This is a genomic window from Halobacillus kuroshimensis DSM 18393 (assembly GCF_000425705.1).
Taxonomy (GTDB): domain Bacteria; phylum Bacillota; class Bacilli; order Bacillales; family Halobacillaceae; genus Halobacillus; species Halobacillus kuroshimensis.
The window spans coordinates 1046961-1063798 of record NZ_AUDY01000008.1 but is presented as its reverse complement, the minus strand read 5'-3'; the positions used below and the strand labels follow the sequence as shown (position 1 = coordinate 1063798).

19 protein-coding genes are annotated in these 16838 nt (G+C 48.3%); 16 read left to right on the top strand and 3 right to left on the bottom strand.

What is annotated here, in order from left to right:
• The first annotated feature begins 124 nt into the window (after positions 1-124).
• Genes H615_RS0107470 through H615_RS0107410 form a run of 13 tightly spaced genes read left to right on the top strand, consistent with a single transcriptional unit; the run spans position 125 to position 11123 of the window.
• On the top strand, positions 125-1120 hold the full coding sequence (locus H615_RS0107470; RefSeq protein ID WP_027954561.1) for an ABC transporter substrate-binding protein: 996 nt from the start codon (positions 125-127) through the stop codon (positions 1118-1120).
• Complete coding sequence (locus H615_RS0107465; protein ID WP_027954560.1) at positions 1083-2147, top strand: FecCD family ABC transporter permease; 1065 nt, start codon at positions 1083-1085, stop codon at positions 2145-2147. The genes H615_RS0107470 and H615_RS0107465 overlap by 38 nt, the downstream gene beginning before the upstream one ends.
• Entirely contained in the window at positions 2144-3613 is a 1470-nt protein-coding gene (locus tag H615_RS0107460; RefSeq protein WP_027954559.1) for an adenosylcobinamide amidohydrolase, read from the top strand. Before H615_RS0107465 ends, H615_RS0107460 begins: the two co-directional genes overlap by 4 nt.
• A complete protein-coding gene (gene cbiB, locus H615_RS0107455) occupies positions 3610-4581 on the top strand; it encodes an adenosylcobinamide-phosphate synthase CbiB (RefSeq protein ID WP_027954558.1) in 972 nt (323 codons plus the stop codon). The genes H615_RS0107460 and cbiB overlap by 4 nt, the downstream gene beginning before the upstream one ends.
• Positions 4547-5632, top strand: coding sequence for a threonine-phosphate decarboxylase CobD (gene cobD / locus H615_RS0107450; RefSeq protein ID WP_027954557.1), 1086 nt, complete (start codon positions 4547-4549; stop codon positions 5630-5632). Before cbiB ends, cobD begins: the two co-directional genes overlap by 35 nt.
• Positions 5620-6156: a bifunctional adenosylcobinamide kinase/adenosylcobinamide-phosphate guanylyltransferase gene (locus H615_RS0107445; RefSeq protein ID WP_035531370.1), complete on the top strand. Its 537-nt coding sequence runs from the start codon at positions 5620-5622 to the stop codon at positions 6154-6156. Before cobD ends, H615_RS0107445 begins: the two co-directional genes overlap by 13 nt.
• Entirely contained in the window at positions 6153-7619 is a 1467-nt protein-coding gene (locus H615_RS0107440) for a cobyric acid synthase (protein ID WP_027954555.1), read from the top strand. The genes H615_RS0107445 and H615_RS0107440 overlap by 4 nt, the downstream gene beginning before the upstream one ends.
• Complete coding sequence (locus H615_RS0107435; protein ID WP_027954554.1) at positions 7616-8410, top strand: adenosylcobinamide-GDP ribazoletransferase; 795 nt, start codon at positions 7616-7618, stop codon at positions 8408-8410. The genes H615_RS0107440 and H615_RS0107435 overlap by 4 nt, the downstream gene beginning before the upstream one ends.
• A complete protein-coding gene (locus H615_RS21020; RefSeq protein ID WP_051254615.1) occupies positions 8377-9000 on the top strand; it encodes a histidine phosphatase family protein in 624 nt (207 codons plus the stop codon). The genes H615_RS0107435 and H615_RS21020 overlap by 34 nt, the downstream gene beginning before the upstream one ends.
• Positions 8937-9329, top strand: a complete 393-nt coding sequence (locus H615_RS0107425) for a bifunctional adenosylcobinamide kinase/adenosylcobinamide-phosphate guanylyltransferase (protein WP_027954553.1) — start codon at positions 8937-8939, stop codon at positions 9327-9329. Before H615_RS21020 ends, H615_RS0107425 begins: the two co-directional genes overlap by 64 nt.
• 15 nt (positions 9330-9344) lie before the next feature.
• On the top strand, positions 9345-9935 hold the full coding sequence (locus tag H615_RS0107420) for a cob(I)yrinic acid a,c-diamide adenosyltransferase (protein ID WP_027954552.1): 591 nt from the start codon (positions 9345-9347) through the stop codon (positions 9933-9935).
• On the top strand, positions 9932-10417 hold the full coding sequence (locus tag H615_RS0107415; protein ID WP_027954551.1) for an ECF transporter S component: 486 nt from the start codon (positions 9932-9934) through the stop codon (positions 10415-10417). Before H615_RS0107420 ends, H615_RS0107415 begins: the two co-directional genes overlap by 4 nt.
• A complete protein-coding gene (locus tag H615_RS0107410; protein ID WP_027954550.1) occupies positions 10407-11123 on the top strand; it encodes a hypothetical protein in 717 nt (238 codons plus the stop codon). Before H615_RS0107415 ends, H615_RS0107410 begins: the two co-directional genes overlap by 11 nt.
• 40 nt (positions 11124-11163) lie before the next feature.
• Here H615_RS0107410 and H615_RS0107405 read toward each other — a convergent pair whose 3' ends face one another.
• Entirely contained in the window at positions 11164-11463 is a 300-nt protein-coding gene (locus tag H615_RS0107405; RefSeq protein ID WP_027954549.1) for a DUF3243 domain-containing protein, read from the bottom strand.
• Positions 11464-11659: 196 nt separating this feature from the next.
• Between H615_RS0107405 and H615_RS0107400 the strand changes: the two genes are divergently transcribed.
• Both H615_RS0107400 and uvsE read left to right on the top strand, forming a co-directional pair.
• Complete coding sequence (locus tag H615_RS0107400) at positions 11660-11956, top strand: hypothetical protein (protein WP_027954548.1); 297 nt, start codon at positions 11660-11662, stop codon at positions 11954-11956.
• 49 nt (positions 11957-12005) lie between these two features.
• Positions 12006-12974 (top strand): UV DNA damage repair endonuclease UvsE, encoded by a 969-nt coding sequence (gene uvsE, locus H615_RS0107395; protein WP_027954547.1) that lies wholly within the window; start codon positions 12006-12008, stop codon positions 12972-12974.
• A gap of 51 nt (positions 12975-13025) precedes the next feature.
• Here uvsE and H615_RS0107390 read toward each other — a convergent pair whose 3' ends face one another.
• Complete coding sequence (locus H615_RS0107390; RefSeq protein ID WP_027954546.1) at positions 13026-14213, bottom strand: acyl-CoA dehydrogenase family protein; 1188 nt, start codon at positions 14211-14213, stop codon at positions 13026-13028.
• Positions 14214-14224: 11 nt separating this feature from the next.
• Entirely contained in the window at positions 14225-15412 is a 1188-nt protein-coding gene (locus H615_RS0107385) for a CaiB/BaiF CoA transferase family protein (protein ID WP_027954545.1), read from the bottom strand.
• 239 nt (positions 15413-15651) lie between these two features.
• Between H615_RS0107385 and H615_RS0107380 the strand changes: the two genes are divergently transcribed.
• Positions 15652-16821 carry an aminotransferase class I/II-fold pyridoxal phosphate-dependent enzyme gene (locus H615_RS0107380; protein ID WP_027954544.1) on the top strand — a complete coding sequence of 390 codons (1170 nt, stop codon included), beginning with the start codon at positions 15652-15654 and terminating at the stop codon, positions 16819-16821.
• Positions 16822-16838 lie beyond the last annotated feature (17 nt).

The following is a 16838-nucleotide window of genomic DNA, read 5'->3' as shown; positions in this document are numbered from 1 at the left end:
CCTACGCGGATAGGAGGGTGTGTCGAAAGATTAGAAGAGACCCGTCTGCGGTGTTTTCTAATGGTGCACATCTTTTCCGGGGATGTGTTTTTTTGTGTTCCAAGGAATAAGGGGAGGAATAAAGATGGAACATTTATGGAGAAAGCTGCTGGCTGTGATATTTGTCATCGGTCTATTAGCAGGGTGTGCTTCAGGTGGAAATGAGGAGGCAGAGTCTTCTGATGACCAGTCTGAACAAACGACAGAAGAAAACGAAACGTCCGGAGATGAGGGTTCTTTTCCATTGACCTTAACGGATGCTATGGATAATGAAGTAACCATAGAAGAAGAACCGGATCAAATCATCAGTACAATTCCAAGCAATGGGGAAATCCTGTTTGCACTTGGCTTGAACGAGGAAGTGGTCGGGGTTAGTGATTTCGCCAATTACCCGGAAGAAGCTGCCAAAAAGGAGAAAATTGGAGGGCAGGATTTGAATGTAGAGAAAATCCTTTCTCTTGAGCCGGACATAGTCCTTGCTCATGCTTCCGGAGCGCATACTTCCCAAGAAGCCCTGCAGCAGATTCGTGATGCAGGGATTGACGTTTATGTCGTCCAGGATGCTTCTTCGTTCGATACGGTCTATGAAACGATTGCCACGATTGGAGATATTACCGGAACTAGCGAAAAAGCTTCAGACATCGTCTCTGGTATGCAGAACGACTTAAAAGCGGTCGAAGAAAAGGCGGCTGCAATTGCTGAGGAAGACAAAAAAGATGTATTTGTGGAAGTGTCACCGGAACCTGAAATCTACACAGGTGGACAAGGGACATTTTTGAATGAAATGCTGGCTGTTATTCAGGCGGAAAATGTCGTCGGGGATCAGGAAGGCTGGTTCAAAATGAATAATGAAGCGATCGTTGAACTGCAGCCGGAGGTCATCATTACGACGTATGGCTATTACACAGAAGATCCTCAAGGCAGTGTGTTAAGCCGGGATGGCTGGGACACCGTACCTGCTGTTGAGGATGAACAGGTCTATGATGTTCATTCCGACCTTGTCACACGTCCGGGTCCACGTTTAGTTGAAGGGGTTCAGGAACTTGCAGAAGCCGTTTATCCAGACGTTTTTAGCGAATAAGACCACTCATTATACTGGTAGTGTCTTGTTTTTAGTTTTCAGCATTTTTCTTGGGACGTCCCTAGGCAGTGTCCCGATTTCCTTCGAAGCGATTGCCCGCATCATCGGCGGGCAGCTGCTTCCATTTTCACATATGTCTGAAGGGACAGATCCTACTCTGCAGGCGATTATTCTGCAGATCCGGCTGCCGAGGGTCGTTCTTGCAGGGTTGGTAGGCGGCGCACTGGCTGTATCAGGGGCTGCTTTTCAAGGGCTGCTAAAAAACCCACTCGCAGATCCCTATACACTCGGCGTGTCATCAGGTGCGTCGGTGGGAGCGGTTGCGGTTTTGTTCCTGGGCATAAGTCTTCCTTTTGCCGGTTCTTTTACGCTTCCAGTCGTAAGTATTACGGCAGCGATCTGCACGATTTTTATCGTCGTAGGTTTTGCCAGGCTTGTGGACCGATCAATGTCCATGACGACGATCATATTAACTGGGATTATCTTCAGCTCATTCCTCGGATCATTCATCTCCCTTATGATTTCTTTGACAGGAGAGGAGCTGCGGCAGATCATCAACTGGCTGCTTGGCAGTGTCGGTAACCGTGGCTGGGATTATGTCCATTTGATTCTTCCTTTCTTTGTTGGTGGAGTCTTATTACTCATGTTTACAGGACAGGAACTGAATGCGATGACATTTGGTGAGGAACGGGCCAGGCAGCTCGGGGTTCATGTGGAGCTTCAGAAATACGTGGTCCTGTCTGCGGCCTCTATTTTGACTGGTGCGGCTGTCGCCGTATCCGGGACGATCGGATTTGTCGGACTGGTGATCCCTCATATATGCAGGAAGTTGTTTGGGAGTGACCACCGGCACCTTATACCATTGTGTGTCTTGAATGGCAGTGCGTTTTTAATTCTCGCTGATTTACTGGCCCGAACGATCGTCACCCCATCCGAGCTTCCTATAGGTGTGGTGACCGCTCTAATCGGGGCACCGATGTTTGCTGCCATACTAATCCGAAGAAGAAAAGGAGGTAGAAGTTCATGATTGACGTGCAACATCTCTATGCGGGCTACGACCATGACATTCTTCATGATCTGTCCTTTTCTGTACTTAAGGGTGAAATGTTTGGTGTCCTCGGTCCGAACGGCAGTGGAAAGACGACGTTACTTAAAGCGATAAACGGGACGCTGCCGGGAGTCAGAGGAGACATTGCCATTCAAGGCCGTCCGATCACCCGTATGACAGCGAAAGAAACAGCGAGGGAAATGGCAGTCCTGCCCCAGCATCATGATGTGTCCTTTTCCACAACAGTGGAGCAGACCGTATTGATAGGCCGCTACCCTTATCAAAAAGGCCTTTTCAAGCAGTGGACAAATGAGGATTACCGGATTGCTGAAGAGGTGATGGAACAAACCGGGGTGACACAGTTCAGACATCAGTCGCTGTTATCCCTTAGTGGAGGAGAGCGCCAGCGGGTTTTCCTGGCACAAGCGCTTGCTCAAAAACCTGGTATTCTACTATTGGATGAACCGACGAACCACCTGGATTTCAGTTATCAAAAGCAGATGCTGGACGCGTTAAAGCAATGGTCCTTGAAAAACGGACTGACGGTCGTCGCGATCTTCCACGATTTGAATTTGGCAAGCCTGTACTGCGACCGTCTCCTTCTTTTGGATCAAGGAAAGGTGAAGGCGCTTGAAGAACCGGAAATAGTGCTGAATGAACAGCATCTATCAGCCGTCTACCGATCAGATATCCATGTCCATGCCCACCCCTCCTTTTCAAAGCCTTTTACAAATGTCGTCCCCTCTTTTAACGAAGATAAACCAAAATCCATCCTATCACCAGATGAGTTGGACGTTTCAAAGGAGCGGGTCTATTACAAAAGTCGTCAACCTTTGAAGTGTTATTCCTCGGCCGTTCTTCATCCCGGCTTCGGCTGGTTTGAAGAATTTATCAACGTCCAGGTAGACCATTCTTTCCGATGTGATGATCCAGCGGGGTATTTAATGACAGAAGCGGAGCGATGGGGCTGTCAGATCCATAGGACCGTGGGCATGATGACAGCGGCGGACGTCGAGGATGTTTCAATCGAGTTTATGGAAAACGAAGATTTTACGCTGCTCGTCGTCGTCACTGCAGGAACAGGTAACGCTGTGGATGTCGTCCACGGCAGCAGTCATATACAAGAAACCGTGCCTGGGACGATCAACACCTGGGTGTTCATAGACGGACATTTATCTGAACAGGCCTATGCTCAAAGCTTGATGACCGCCACAGAGGCCAAGGTGAGGGCTTTGATGGATATGGGGATTAACGATCCTGTAACGGGTACAGCGGCAACAGGAACTTCTACGGATAGTGTATTAATCGCAGGCACCCAGCAGGGAACGACGTTGGAATATGGGGGAACCATTTCCAAATTAGGCAGAGCGGTCGGTCCTGCTGTATACAAAGCGACGAAGGAAGCGGCTGCCCGATACCTCAACCGAAAAGAGGACGGGTTTTGATTCCCCATCTGCTTGCCCTCACATTAGGCTGCCTGCTGGACTACTTTTTTGGTGATCCGACAAAGATGCCTCACCTTGTCACAGGAATGGGAAAGCTTATTGCGTTTTTGGAGAAGTCCTGGAACAAAGGCCGTCACCAGGTTTGGAAAGGAGCCCTTCTTTGGATTGCCGTTACAGGTTCTGCTTTTCTGATTGCATGGGGGATGACAGCCGCTGTGGCTTTATGGAGTCAACCGGCGTCCGTCATTGTAGAAGGGCTTCTCATATGGACGACGATTGCAGGAAAAGGGCTGAAAGAAGCCGCTCTCAAGGTATATTTACCTTTGAAGGACGGGGATTGGAAGACCGCACGTGGGGAGCTTGGGTGGATTGTCGGCCGGGATACGGACCATCTTGAAGAGGATGAGATTGTCCGTGGTACGGTCGAGACGGTGGCTGAAAATGTAAGTGACGGCGTTACCGCACCACTTTTTTACGCTTTAATCGGAGGAGCACCCCTCGCCGTGTTGTATCGGGCGGTGAATACGTGCGATTCAATGGTCGGTTACAAAACAGACCGATACAAAGCCTTCGGGTATGTATCAGCGAAAATGGATGATGTGTTTAACTATATCCCAAGCCGGCTGACGGCTTGGGTGACGCTCATCGTTTCCAATGGAACATTCCGTGAAAAGCGATGGAGGTTCCGTCACCTGCCTTCTCAGGCCTCGCATCACCCAAGCCCGAACAGTGGCTGGGGGGAAGCCGCAGCCGCTTTATCGCTTGGCGTACGTTTAGGTGGAGAAAATACGTATTTCGGGGAAAAGTCATTCCGCCCGTATATTGGTTTTCCTCATCATGAATTGGCAGACACACATATCAAGCAGGTCAATGTACTGTTAACACGGACGGTGGCAGCATGGATTGTCCTGCTCTGGTTAGGGGGGATTGGGTTTGAACTGGCCGTCTCATGGGGCAAATCCTTATAAACTTTATGAAATGCAGGGAAAAATACCGAAAGAAACGATTACGGACTTCAGCGTGAATACAAATCCATACGGGTCTCCGGAAGGGTTGAAGGGTCATATGGCAAACCATCTGGATTTGATCCACGAATACCCTGATCCTGAACAAAAGCGTCTCACAGAACGAATTGCTTTGATGCAGGACCTGCCGGAAGAACATGTACTCGTCGGCAACGGAGCTTCTGAACTTATTCATATGCTGGCCCGGTTTTGGCAGGGCAGGAGGGTAGGGATTATTCAACCAACCTTTTCTGAATACCAAAAAGCGTGTGAAGCGTATGGCTGTGAAATCATCGACCTTCATGTATCTGAAAAGAGGAATTTTCATCTCTTTATTCCAGATATTCTTCCACACCTCCCGAACCTGGATCTATTAATCCTGTGTCATCCCAACAATCCCACAGGTAGAACCTATCGGCCTGATGTATTGTATGGGTTATTAAAACTCTGTGAATTCAACGATGTCCAGGTCGTGATTGATGAGGCTTTTTATGATTTTGTTTCAGGAGAGCCTTTCTTCTCACCAGACTTGTTTGAATTTCCGAATGTTCTTCTTCTTCGCTCACTCACAAAAATGTACAGCATTCCCGGACTCCGTCTCGGTTATCTGATGGGGGAGGCAGCGGTGGTTGAAGCACTGAAGCGTCTGCAGCCGGAGTGGAGCGTCAACGCACTTGCTGAGGAAGCGGGTATGTATTGTTTAAGTCAGGAAGGATTCGCCCGGAAGACAGCTGCTGATATTTCCAGGGAGAAAGCCTATCTCTTTTTACAATTGAAGAGGCTGGGCTACACTCCTTTATCCACGGAAACCAACTTCTTTCTTATGAGAGACCCTTTCCACAGCCAGGCCGATGACATGATCGGGTTTCTTCTGCAGGAAGGGTTAACGGTCCGGCATACGAATAACTTCAAGGGGTTGAACGGTGCGTTTGTTCGTGTGGCGGTGAAACAGCGGACGGATAATGAACAGCTTCTCGAAGCTCTGGAAAAATGGAGAAGTGTATGCTTACAGTAGTGATAGGCGGTGTCAGAAGTGGCAAAAGCAGCATGGCGGAGAGGAAAGCTGTGGATACAGGAGAAGAAAGCCTTCATTATATTGCTGCAGGGGTTAACACAGATGAAGAAATGCAGCACCGGATTAATCATCATCAAAAGTCCAGGGAAAATTCGTTATATACATGGGTTCTTCATGAGCATCCAGTACAACCTTCGGAAGCTCCTTTTCCTGGTGGGAGCGTTGTCATCCTGGACTGTTTGACGACCTGGGCGACGAATGAATGGATGAAGATGGACGATGATGACGACGTCGATGATCTTGTGGCCGCGATTCTGGGTGAAATCATTCATTTAAATGGACGGGCAGGTCATTTGATTGTTGTTTCCAATGATCTTTTTTCGGATGCATCCAATCATCCGCCTGTGATTGAAGAATATCTACAACTGCTGGGAACCCTCCATGTAAAATTGGTTGCTATGGCCGACTTTGTTTATCAAGTGCAGTTCGGTCATGCCCAGCTTAAAAAGGGGAAACAGCTATGAAGGGACTAATGATACAAGGAACAGCTTCCAATGTAGGGAAGAGCTTCATTGTAACCGCAATCTGCCGGTGGCTCTCCAACCAGGGATATCGTGCAGCCCCGTTTAAATCGCAGAACATGTCGAATAATTCTTATGTAACCGATTGGGGTACAGAAATCGGAAGGGCACAGGGAGTCCAGGCTGAGGCGTGCAGGACACCGGCCCTTCCGGAAATGAACCCAATCCTGCTAAAGCCGAGAAACGATCAGCATGCGGAAGTCATCTGTCTCGGAAAGTCGGTGAAGACATTATCAGGGAGGGATTACCGGGCCGGTTTTTATGAAGAGGGGCTTCAAGCCATCAAGCAGAGCCTTGACAAACTGAATAATTCTTTTGACTATATCGTGATTGAAGGAGCCGGAAGCCCTGTTGAAGTGAATTTGAATGACCGGGAGCTTGTGAATATGGCTGTCGCCGACCTTGCTGACGTTCCGGTCCTGCTGGCAGCGGATATCGACAGGGGCGGAGTTTTTGCATCCATTGTCGGTACGCTGGAACTTCTTCCCCCGCATCACAGGGACAGGGTCAAAGGGATCATCATCAATAAGTTCCGTGGGGACCCTGCCTTGTTCGAAGACGGACGGAAGTGGCTCGAAGTCTATACGGGACTCCCTATCCTTGGGGTTCTTCCGCATGTCGAACATCATATTGAAGCGGAGGATTCCTTGTCATTACGTCCCCCTAAGGCTTCCACCGTTCCCAAGTCTCTGGACCTTGCCGTCATCGTTTTTCCTTACGTTTCCAATTTTACAGATGTCGATCCGTTCTATAGGGAAAAGGATGTCAGTATACGCTATGTGTATAAGGAGGAAGAATTTGGATGTCCGGATGCCGTACTTCTTCCGGGAACAAGAAGTACGATTGAAGACTTGAAAGCATTGCGAAGCAAAGGTCTGGCTGAAGCTCTGATCTCTTATATACATAAGGGAGGAACAGCAGCGGGGATATGCGGAGGATATCAAATGCTCACCCGGCAGTTGACAGATCAACACGGTTCCCATGAGGGACTGTCCATTCTGCCAATGAGGTCGGTGTTTCATACCGACAAGCAGACGAGGAAGGTGCAGGGAGAAGTACACTCTTCCAGTGGTTTCGGACTCCAGTCTGTTGAAGGGTATGAAATTCACCTCGGAGAAGTCACAGCTGAAGACGAAGTTTCAGCTTTGTTCAGCTTTAATGGCCATGAGGAAGGAGCAGTCTGGAACGATGGCAAAGTGATAGGCACCCATCTGCATCATGTCTTCCATAATGATGGCTTTCGAACGGATTGGTTAAACAGGCTTCGTAATGCAAAGCAGCTTCCCGTCCGTCCTGAAGCGGATGAGGACGGAGATCCTTATGACAAAGTGGCGGAAGAATTCGCTGCAGAAGTGGATACCGATGCGCTCCTGCGTTTATTAAATGGGGAGGAGCTTATACCATGAAGGCATGGGTCCAAGGGTTTCTTCTGGCTTTTCAATTCTTCTCCATTTTACCTGTGCGCCGTGAGCTGCCGATGGAGGAAAGACAGTTGAAGGGAGCCGTGGTAAGTCTACCCTGGGTCGGGCTTGCTGCCGGGGTATGCGCACTAGTAGTTTCTTTTCTGTTGGATGTGTATACGCCTATGTCTGTTGGAGGGATTGCGCTCGCAGCTTTGATTATCAGCAGTGTGTTCACTGGAGGTATTCATCTGGATGGGTGGATGGATACAGGGGATGCTTATTTCTCCTATCAATCCATTGGTAAACGATTGGAGATCATGAGTGATCCACGCACGGGGGCTTTCGGCGTCCTTTCCGTCCTTCTGCTCCTTTCCGTCCGATTCCTGTTTTTAATGGAAACCCTCCATTTATCCTTTGCTGCATTTGCGTTCGGACTCCTTGTCCTTCCATGGATAAGCAGAGGTGTCCTACTTTATCATTTTGCCTGGACACCGCCTGCGAAGCAGGTAGGGTTATGTGTGCTTTTTCAGTCAGCCTATGAAAAAAAACTAATGATCATCAGTCTTATGCAGAACATTATTTTGACTGCATTATTCATTGCTGGATATCACCTGTTCTGGATTCCGGTCTTTCTTTCGTTATCAGCTGCTTTTTTGATGTATTGGCTGTTCCGGTACTTATCTATCCGATCGTTCGGGGGAATGACGGGCGATGTTCTGGGTGCAACGGTAGAAGGAGGGGAAACACTGTTGTGGATCGTATGGTGGATCTCTATTTTATCCGTCATGGATTAACCAAAGGAAACAAACAGAGACAATATATTGGCTGGAGTGATTTTCCGCTTCTCAAAGAAGGGAAAACAAACATACAAAAGCTCAAGGACCAGCTCCCTGATATGGGGTTGATTTACAGCAGTGATCTGCTTCGCTGCCTGGAAACGACGGAGCTGTTGTTCCCCGGCTGTCGATACGGAAGAAGTTCTTCCTTGAGGGAAATCCATTTCGGTGATTGGGAAACCTGCACATATGAGGATTTAAAGGATAAAGACCTCTATAGGGCGTGGGTGTCCCGGCCGGATCGGTTTACACCGCCCGAGGGTGAATCGTATCCTCACTTCCAACAGAGAGTGGAACGATTTTTGTTCTATCTGCTAAAAGCAGTCAAGAAACAGCCGGTTGAATCCGCTGCGGTCGTGACCCACGGAGGTCCGTTAAGGGAAATGATCAGCTGGGTGACAGGAACACCTCTCTGGACATATCGAGTCCACCCTGGAGAAGGCGTCAAAATTAAGCTTCAGCTAAAAGGGGAAGGGGGGATGTCATGGAATTTGTTACAGGTGGAGCCTATAACGGGAAAGGAAAATGGGCCAGGGATATGTGGCTGAACCATAATAAGGAGCACACATGGATGGATATGAAATCCCAGGAGGTGCACATGCCGGACACAGATCAGCTTGTTGTTGAAAACATTGAATTTATGGCCAGGGAAACGGAAGAAGGCTGGTCCTGGCTGAAGCCGTTGTTGTTATGGGAGAGTCAGGCCCCTCAGCGCCGTCTGCTTCTGATAGGTACGGATATTACCAGAGGGATTGTTCCATTGGAAAAGTCGGACAGAGAGTGGCGTGACCGGACAGGTTTCTTATATCAAAGGATTATGGAAGAGGCAGCTCATGCGTATGTGGTGTGGTTCGGTATTGCAGAACAATTGAAATAAACAGGAGGTTATCAAATGAGACTTTATACAAAATCTGGTGATAAGGGCCAGACGAGTGTCATCGGTGGACGTGTGGACAAGGATGATATCCGTGTGGAGGCCTATGGTACGGTTGATGAAGCTAACAGCTTTGTCGGAAAAGCAAGAACAGAATTGGATCTGTCGATCGATTCACTTCAGCAGGTGGATCAGGAACTGGAACGGATCCAGCATGAATTGTTTGACTGTGGAGGCGATCTGGCTAATAAAAAAGCGGATCATCCCTATAAATTGGAAGAGACAAGTGTGAACTGGCTGGAAGACCGGATGGATGATTATATTGCAGAAACGCCTGAGCTCAAACGGTTTATCCTACCTGGAGGGGCTCCGGCTTCCGGCACACTGCATATCGCACGGACGGTTACGAGGAGAGCGGAAAGGAATGTCGTTTCCCTTGCGAAAGTAGAGGACATTCATGATGTGTGCCTGCGATATTTAAACCGGTTATCCGACTACTTTTTTGCGGTGAGCCGCTACATCAATTTCGTAAGCGGGGAGAAGGATGTAGAGTATATCCGCAGTGCTGAAGTGTTCAAAGGCCGCCCGCGGAAGTTTAAAGATACGTGAAGAAATTCGTGTGGACTGCAATGTTCACTTCCATGGCCGCTCTAGGCGGCTTATTGAAAATCCCTGTCGGTATTGGAAGTATCGCGCTTGATGCAGTGCCGGCGCTTCTTGCATCTATTCTTCTTGGACCAGTCAGTGGAGCGGTTGCCGGTGGTCTCGGCCATCTTCTTTCCGCATTAACCGGCGGTTTTCCACTCGGTCCTTTTCATCTGTTTATTTCGGTGGAAATGGCTATGCTTCTTTTGCTGTTTCCTTTTATCTACAATAAGAGCAGATGGATGGGATATTTGTTTTTCATCACCTTCAACAGCCTTGTTTTACCGCTCCCTTTTTTATGGATGATGAACTCTGTGTTTTACTGGGCTCTTGTACCAGCTCTCACGGCAGGGGCTTGCATTAATGTCATCTTGTTCTGCTTCGTATTACAGAAAATAAAACCGGCACTCATGGGGGTAAAGGAGGGGAAAGTCAGTGCGGGATAGTACGTTTATTCCTTTTGATAAACAGTTCGATCTGGTCATCAGTTCTGATAACGCAGCGAACATTGGCGAAAAGGATGCCGATCACATCCAAGCTCCTTATCCACTTGTGGCGGAATCTATGTTCAGGGTGGCTTTTATGGAAAATTACGCAGTAGGAGCGGAGCCATTATCCATTCTGCTGCACAATTTTTCAGGAGAAGGAGTGTGGCAGCCGTGCGTGGATCGGGTCAACGAATTGACTGAAGGTCTCGGTCTTTCTGTTTCCGTGACTGGAAGCACAGAATCCAATTTTCCTCTGCAGCAGTCTGCGCTCAGCCTTACTGTCATGGGGAAAGTAAGCCCGTCAAAAGTAAAGACAGGCTGTACGCCGGAATATGCAGCCTTTGCTGTCATCGGTGAGCCGCTGGTCGGGCAGGAAGTGATGGAAAAGCAGGACCGGATAGCACCGTTGTCGTTATTCAAAGAACTCGCTGATCATCCGTCCGTTTTTGAAATGGTTCCTGTCGGCTCCAAAGGAATTCTTTACGAGCTGCAGGAAATGTTGAAAGCGAACGATTTAGCAGAAACTTTTCCTGAACATTGTTCATTGGATATAAATAAATCAGGCGGCCCTTCCACCTGCTTTATCATCAGCTATAAAAAAGAAGAGGAAGCAGCGCTCCGTAAAGCAGCAGGGGCGTTGTTCCACCCTCTCCTTCCACGTTAAAAAACCCCCGAGGGCTGCATCAGCCTCGGGGGTTCTGGTTTTAATTGGTTTGGTCGGCCATTTTTACAAGAGCGTGTGCAATGTGCTCCCGCTCATTATTGTCCGCCGCATTCCACAGTTCATTGAGAACCTTTTCTTCCCTGTTTCTCGGTTCTTCGTATTCAGCTAAATAATCCGCTACGCGTTTAGCGCCCTTTGTAAGACCTTCTTCACCAAGGCCCAATTTTTCGCCTTTATTGACTTTATCACCGAGGTAGTCCTTAAATGTTTGGAAGTTGCTCATGATTTCATCTTTTTTCTCTTCATTCATCTGTGCTGCCTGTTCTTTTGGATCTTTCATTTTAATTTCCTCCTCTGGTAGTTTCTAACTTGTGTATCATTACGCTCTTTTTTGTAATTCATCGTGTACACATTAAGGTGTATATCCGTATTGATGGGTAGTGAAACATTCGGAAAACATCAAGTGGGAAAATGAGGAAAATGGCAGGGGATCCCATCATTCATCTAGAAGGACATATAGTAAGGAGGCGTTTCCATTGAGTATTTCCATGATACTGACCTTGTTTGGATTGTTCCTCGTAGGAAGTGCTCTTATATGTACAGGTCTTGGCTGCTATTTCACGAAGAGAACGGATGTAACAACGGGATACCTGGCTGTGCTTCTTCCCAGTGTCGTACTTGTTACGCTGACGGTGAAGTGGTTCATTTTAACAGCCGTGCCCGTGAGTGTCAGTATGTTCACCTGGGTGATGCCGATCGCACTAGCCCTTGTTTTTTATCCTCTTTTCCTCAGTATGAGCTGGGTGCTGTTAAAACGAATGGACCATGCATAAGCGGGAATTCCATGACAGATGATATAGAAAAAGAATCTTGGTGATGGTTATGACTTTATTCCGACTCGGTTATGTGGCTATGAGTGTTCATCTGCACAATGCTTCTCCTTCTCAGACCGTAACTTATAAACGATTTGCTCAGATGAAAGATCAAGAAGCTGCAAAAAGGAAACTGGAGCGGACCGCTTCTGCCAATTTACAGAACTGCCTCAGACTTTTGAAGCATAACAAAGCACACGATATCCAGTTTTTTCGATTGAGTTCCCGTCTTGTTCCCCTCGCCACGCATGAGGCTTTGCAAGGGTGGGATTACATCGGTCCGATTAAGCAGGACTTGAAGATGCTTGGAGATTACGCCGGAGAGAATGGGATGCGCCTGGATTTCCACCCTGATCATTTTGTGGTGCTGAACGCCCGTGATCAAGAGATTTTCCAATCGTCTATCACTGTGTTGAAGTATCATTATCTCCTTCTGCACCATATGGGGATCGATCCGACCCATCGATGCGTCTTCCACCTCGGAGGGCGGTACAAGGATAAAGAATCATCTCTGGAGCGTTTTATAGAGAACTGGGCACATGTGCCGAAAGGGATCCAGAAAATGGTGATGATTGAAAATGATGATACTTCCTACACGTTGAATGATTGTCTCTATGTATGTGAAAAACTTCAAATCCCCCTCGTTTTTGATCTTCATCATCATATGGCGAACTATGATCATAAGGAATGGGAAGAGAATTGGAGCCGCGTACTTGGGACGTGGACTCATTCCCCGCTTCCTGTGAAAATGCATATCTCCAGCCCAAAAAGCCCGGAAGCATTCAAAAGTCATGCGGATTACGTTGATCCGGATATGTTCCTGACTTTCATTGAGAAAACCGCCGGTACAACAGACCAGATTGACTGTATGATTGAGGCGAAACAAAAAGATGAAGCTCTTTTTCAACTGGCTGGAGAGCTTCGGAAGCATCCTCGAATCAAAATGAGAAGTGAGAGCAGCTTTGAGTGGAAAGGGTAAGGAACAACAGCCTGCAGGGGGGCACCTGCAGGCTGTTGTTTTTTAATTGATTTAAGACTTCCACGCCGGCAGCATGCGGTCTAATGGTTTATCTTTCCGATATCCGAGGACATACTCGGCCTGCATGATGGTATGGATCTCCCGTGTGCCTTCATAAATGACTGGAGCTTTGGAATTCCTCAGATACCGTTCAACTGGGTATTCATCAGAATAACCATAAGCACCATGAATCTGTACAGCATCATCAGCGGCTTTGTTGGCAAAATCGCACGCCTGCCATTTGGCCAGAGATGTTTCTCTTGTGTTTCTTTTTCCTTCGTTTTTTAATTCACCTGCTTTATAGACGAGCAGGCGGCTCATCTGCAGGCCGGCTTCCATTCGGGCGATCATCTGCTGGACGAGCTGATGCCTGCCGATTTCCATTCCGAACGTTTTCCGCTCAAGGCAGTAATCCACGCATGCTTCCAGGCAGGCCATAATTTGTCCGCAGGCTCCGGCTGCGACAGTAAAGCGTCCATTATCAAGGGCGGACATCGCTATTTTAAACCCGTCTCCTTCCTGCCCGACCAGGTTATCTTCCGGCACGCGCACACCATCAAAAAACAATTCTCCCGTATTCCCCGCACGTATGCCGAGCTTTCCTTTTTGAGCTTTTGATGAAAAGCCTGGGAATGTCCGTTCCACTATAAAGGCGGATATACCGTGGTGCTTTTTACTTTTATCTGTATAGGCAAAGACGAGAAAATGATCGGCAGCATCACAGAGGGAGATCCAGGTTTTCTGCCCGTTCAAAACGTATTCGGTCCCATCTTTGACAGCCGTCGTCTGAAGGGCAGCAACATCAGATCCGGCGCCTGGTTCCGTGAGTCCAAACGCACCCACTTTTTCTCCTTTGGCCTGAGGGATGAGATAACGCTGCTTCTGTTCCTCGGAGGCCCACTGCAGAAGCGTCATACAGTTCAGGCCTGTGTGCACAGATACCGCGGTGCGGAAAGCGGTATCGCCACGCTCCAGTTCCTCGCATACAATCGCCAGGGCGTTATAATCCATCCCGCTTCCTCCATAATCTTCAGGTATGCATACCCCCATCAGCCCAAGGTCTGCCAGCTGTCGAAGGACACCGTGGTCAAAATGACCGGAAGCATCCCATTGTCTGATGTTCGGCATAATTTCCTGATCAACGAAGCTGCGGACCGTTTTACGAAGCATGTCCTGTTCCTGCGTAAATGAAAAATTCATACCATCACTCCTTATATGATCTCACCTTTTTTCAGTCGTTGTATTTCGTTTGGGGCATAGCCGAGTTCCGATAGAAGGACAGCACTGTCGGCACCTGGTTCAGGTGGAGCCGTGCGGTAGGTTACGGGAGTTTTTGAGAGTTTCAACGGACTTCCGATGATGGATGTCGCTCCGGCTTGTGGGTGATGCATGCGGATAAACATTTCCCTGTCCTTTAATTGCGGGTCGTTCCGGACGTCCTCCAACGTTTGGATGGGGCCGAAAGGGATATTCCTAGCCAGGCAGGCTTGTTCCCAAAAGGAAGTATTTCCCTCTAGAAACAACTTCTGCAGGATGGCTGAAAGTTCCTTCCTGTTTTCTACTCTTCCCGTATTGGAGTTGAACTTCTCATCCGATCCCAGTTCGGGTTTACCGAGCATTTCTGCCAATTGCATGAACTGCCGGTCATTTCCTACAGCAATAACAATTTCTCCGTCCTTCGTATAGAACGATTGGTATGGGACGATATTGGCATGACGGCTGCCGAGTCTTTCAGGTAGATGACCGGTCATTAAATAATTGCTGCCGATATTCACAAGGGCGCTTACAGCTGAATCGAAAAGGGACAGGTCGATTTTCTGCCCTGTTCCGGAAACCTCGCGTTCCAATAAAGCGGACTGGATGCCGATGCACGCATAAAGACCGGTCAGAATATCGGTAATCGCTACTCCCAGTTTCTGCGGGCCGGATGTTTCATCTCCGGTAATGCTCATTAAGCCGCTCATGGCCTGAATGATAAAATCGTATCCCGGTCTGTCACGGTACGGTCCGGTTTCGCCGAACCCGGTAATAGAACAGAAGACGATCCCTGGATGGATCTCTTTTAAACGGTCATATCCGATTCCGAGCTTTTCCATCGTCCCTGTCTTGAAGTTATGAATGACCACATCGCATGTTTGGACGAGTTTTTCGATGATCTGTATGCCTTCCGGCTTTTTGAGGTTCACTGTTAAGCTTTTTTTGTTCCGATTGGTACACAAAAAATAGGAGCTGACTCCATTTTTGAAGGGAGGACCCCAGCAGCGTGTTTCATCACTGCCGCCCGGGGCCTCTATTTTTATGACTTCTGCGCCAAGGTCACCGAGGATCATGGAACAGTAGGGGCCTGCCAGCACACGGGTCAAATCAAGGATCCGACGTCCTTTCAAGGCTGTCTCCATTTACGACCACTTCCTTCCATAGAAAAAGCCAGAAGAACCCATACGTGGTATGAATCCGACTGGCTTGGGAAACGCGGGGGTTACGGTTCAAAGTTGTCCTTTACGGGGTGTATCTCATCCTATGCAGAAAGGGGGCAGCCTATGAATGGGTAAAATCTATCATCATACCTGCCTTATCCAGCTAATAGGATAAGACAGTACGGTGAATGTGAATATAGGACAGGCTGGAGGTAAGGTAAATGATTCCACTTTCTAAACAGGTGCAGAGTCTGCCTGCATATCTGTTTTCTCTTTTTCATAAAAAGAAGATGGCTCTTACGGCGCAGGGGATTGATGTGATTGATCTGGGGATCGGAGCTCCGGATCTTTCTACACCGCCGTTTATTATAGACAAGCTTATTCAGGAAGTCAGAAAGCCGGAGAACCATAAATATCCCCCTTATCATGGGTGCATGGAATTCAAGCAGGCCGTGACCGATTTTTATCAGCGCCGTTTTCATGTATCCCTTGATGTGGACAGGGAGGTCTTGGCCCTGATCGGTTCAAAGGAAGGCATTGCCCATTTAATCCAGTCCATGCTCAATCCTGGCGACGGCGTCCTGGCGCCGGACCCCGGCTACCCGGTGTATCAATCAGCTGTGCATTTGGCCTACGGGGTGACGATTCCTTATCCTCTCAATCCAGAGGAGAATTTTGCACCTGCATTTGATCAAATTTCGGAGCGGGACTGCACCCGGGCAAAATTGATGATCCTGAACTATCCGAACAATCCGACCGGTGGAACGGTTGGAATGGAAACGTATGAACAAGCTGTCCGATTTGCGAAAAAAAATCAACTGATTCTTCTGCAGGATGCCGCTTATGATCTTGTGACCTTCGGAGACTATCAATCTCCAAGTCTTCTACAGGCTGAGGGAGGAAAGGATGTTGGGATTGAATTCGGCTCTCTGTCTAAAAGCTTCAATATGGCAGGGTGGAGAATGGGATATGCCGCGGGGAACGAAGAACTTATCCAAGGCCTCGGTCTTGTCAAAAGCAACAGGGACACAGGGCAGTTCCCTGCCATTCAAAAAGCGGGAGCAGCCGCTTTAAACAGCAGTTTTGATTCTGTCGTGGCCAATAACAGGACGTACGAGATGCGCTTTACTATTATTCTTCCAGAGCTGGAGGAAATGAATGTCCGTGCTGTAAAACCAAGAGGGACGTTTTTTGTCTGGGCGCAGGTCCCGGAGGGGTTCACATCCCAGAGCTTTGCTGAAAAAATGCTCGATGAAGCCGGAATCATTCTAACACCCGGAACAGCCTTTGGGCAGCAGGGAGAAGGGTACATCCGCATCAGTCTGACCCACCCCGTCGAGCGTCTGCATGAGGCTGTGCTGCGGATGAAAAAGGCGATGAAGGGAGGGTGATGGTGTGAAGCAAGCGG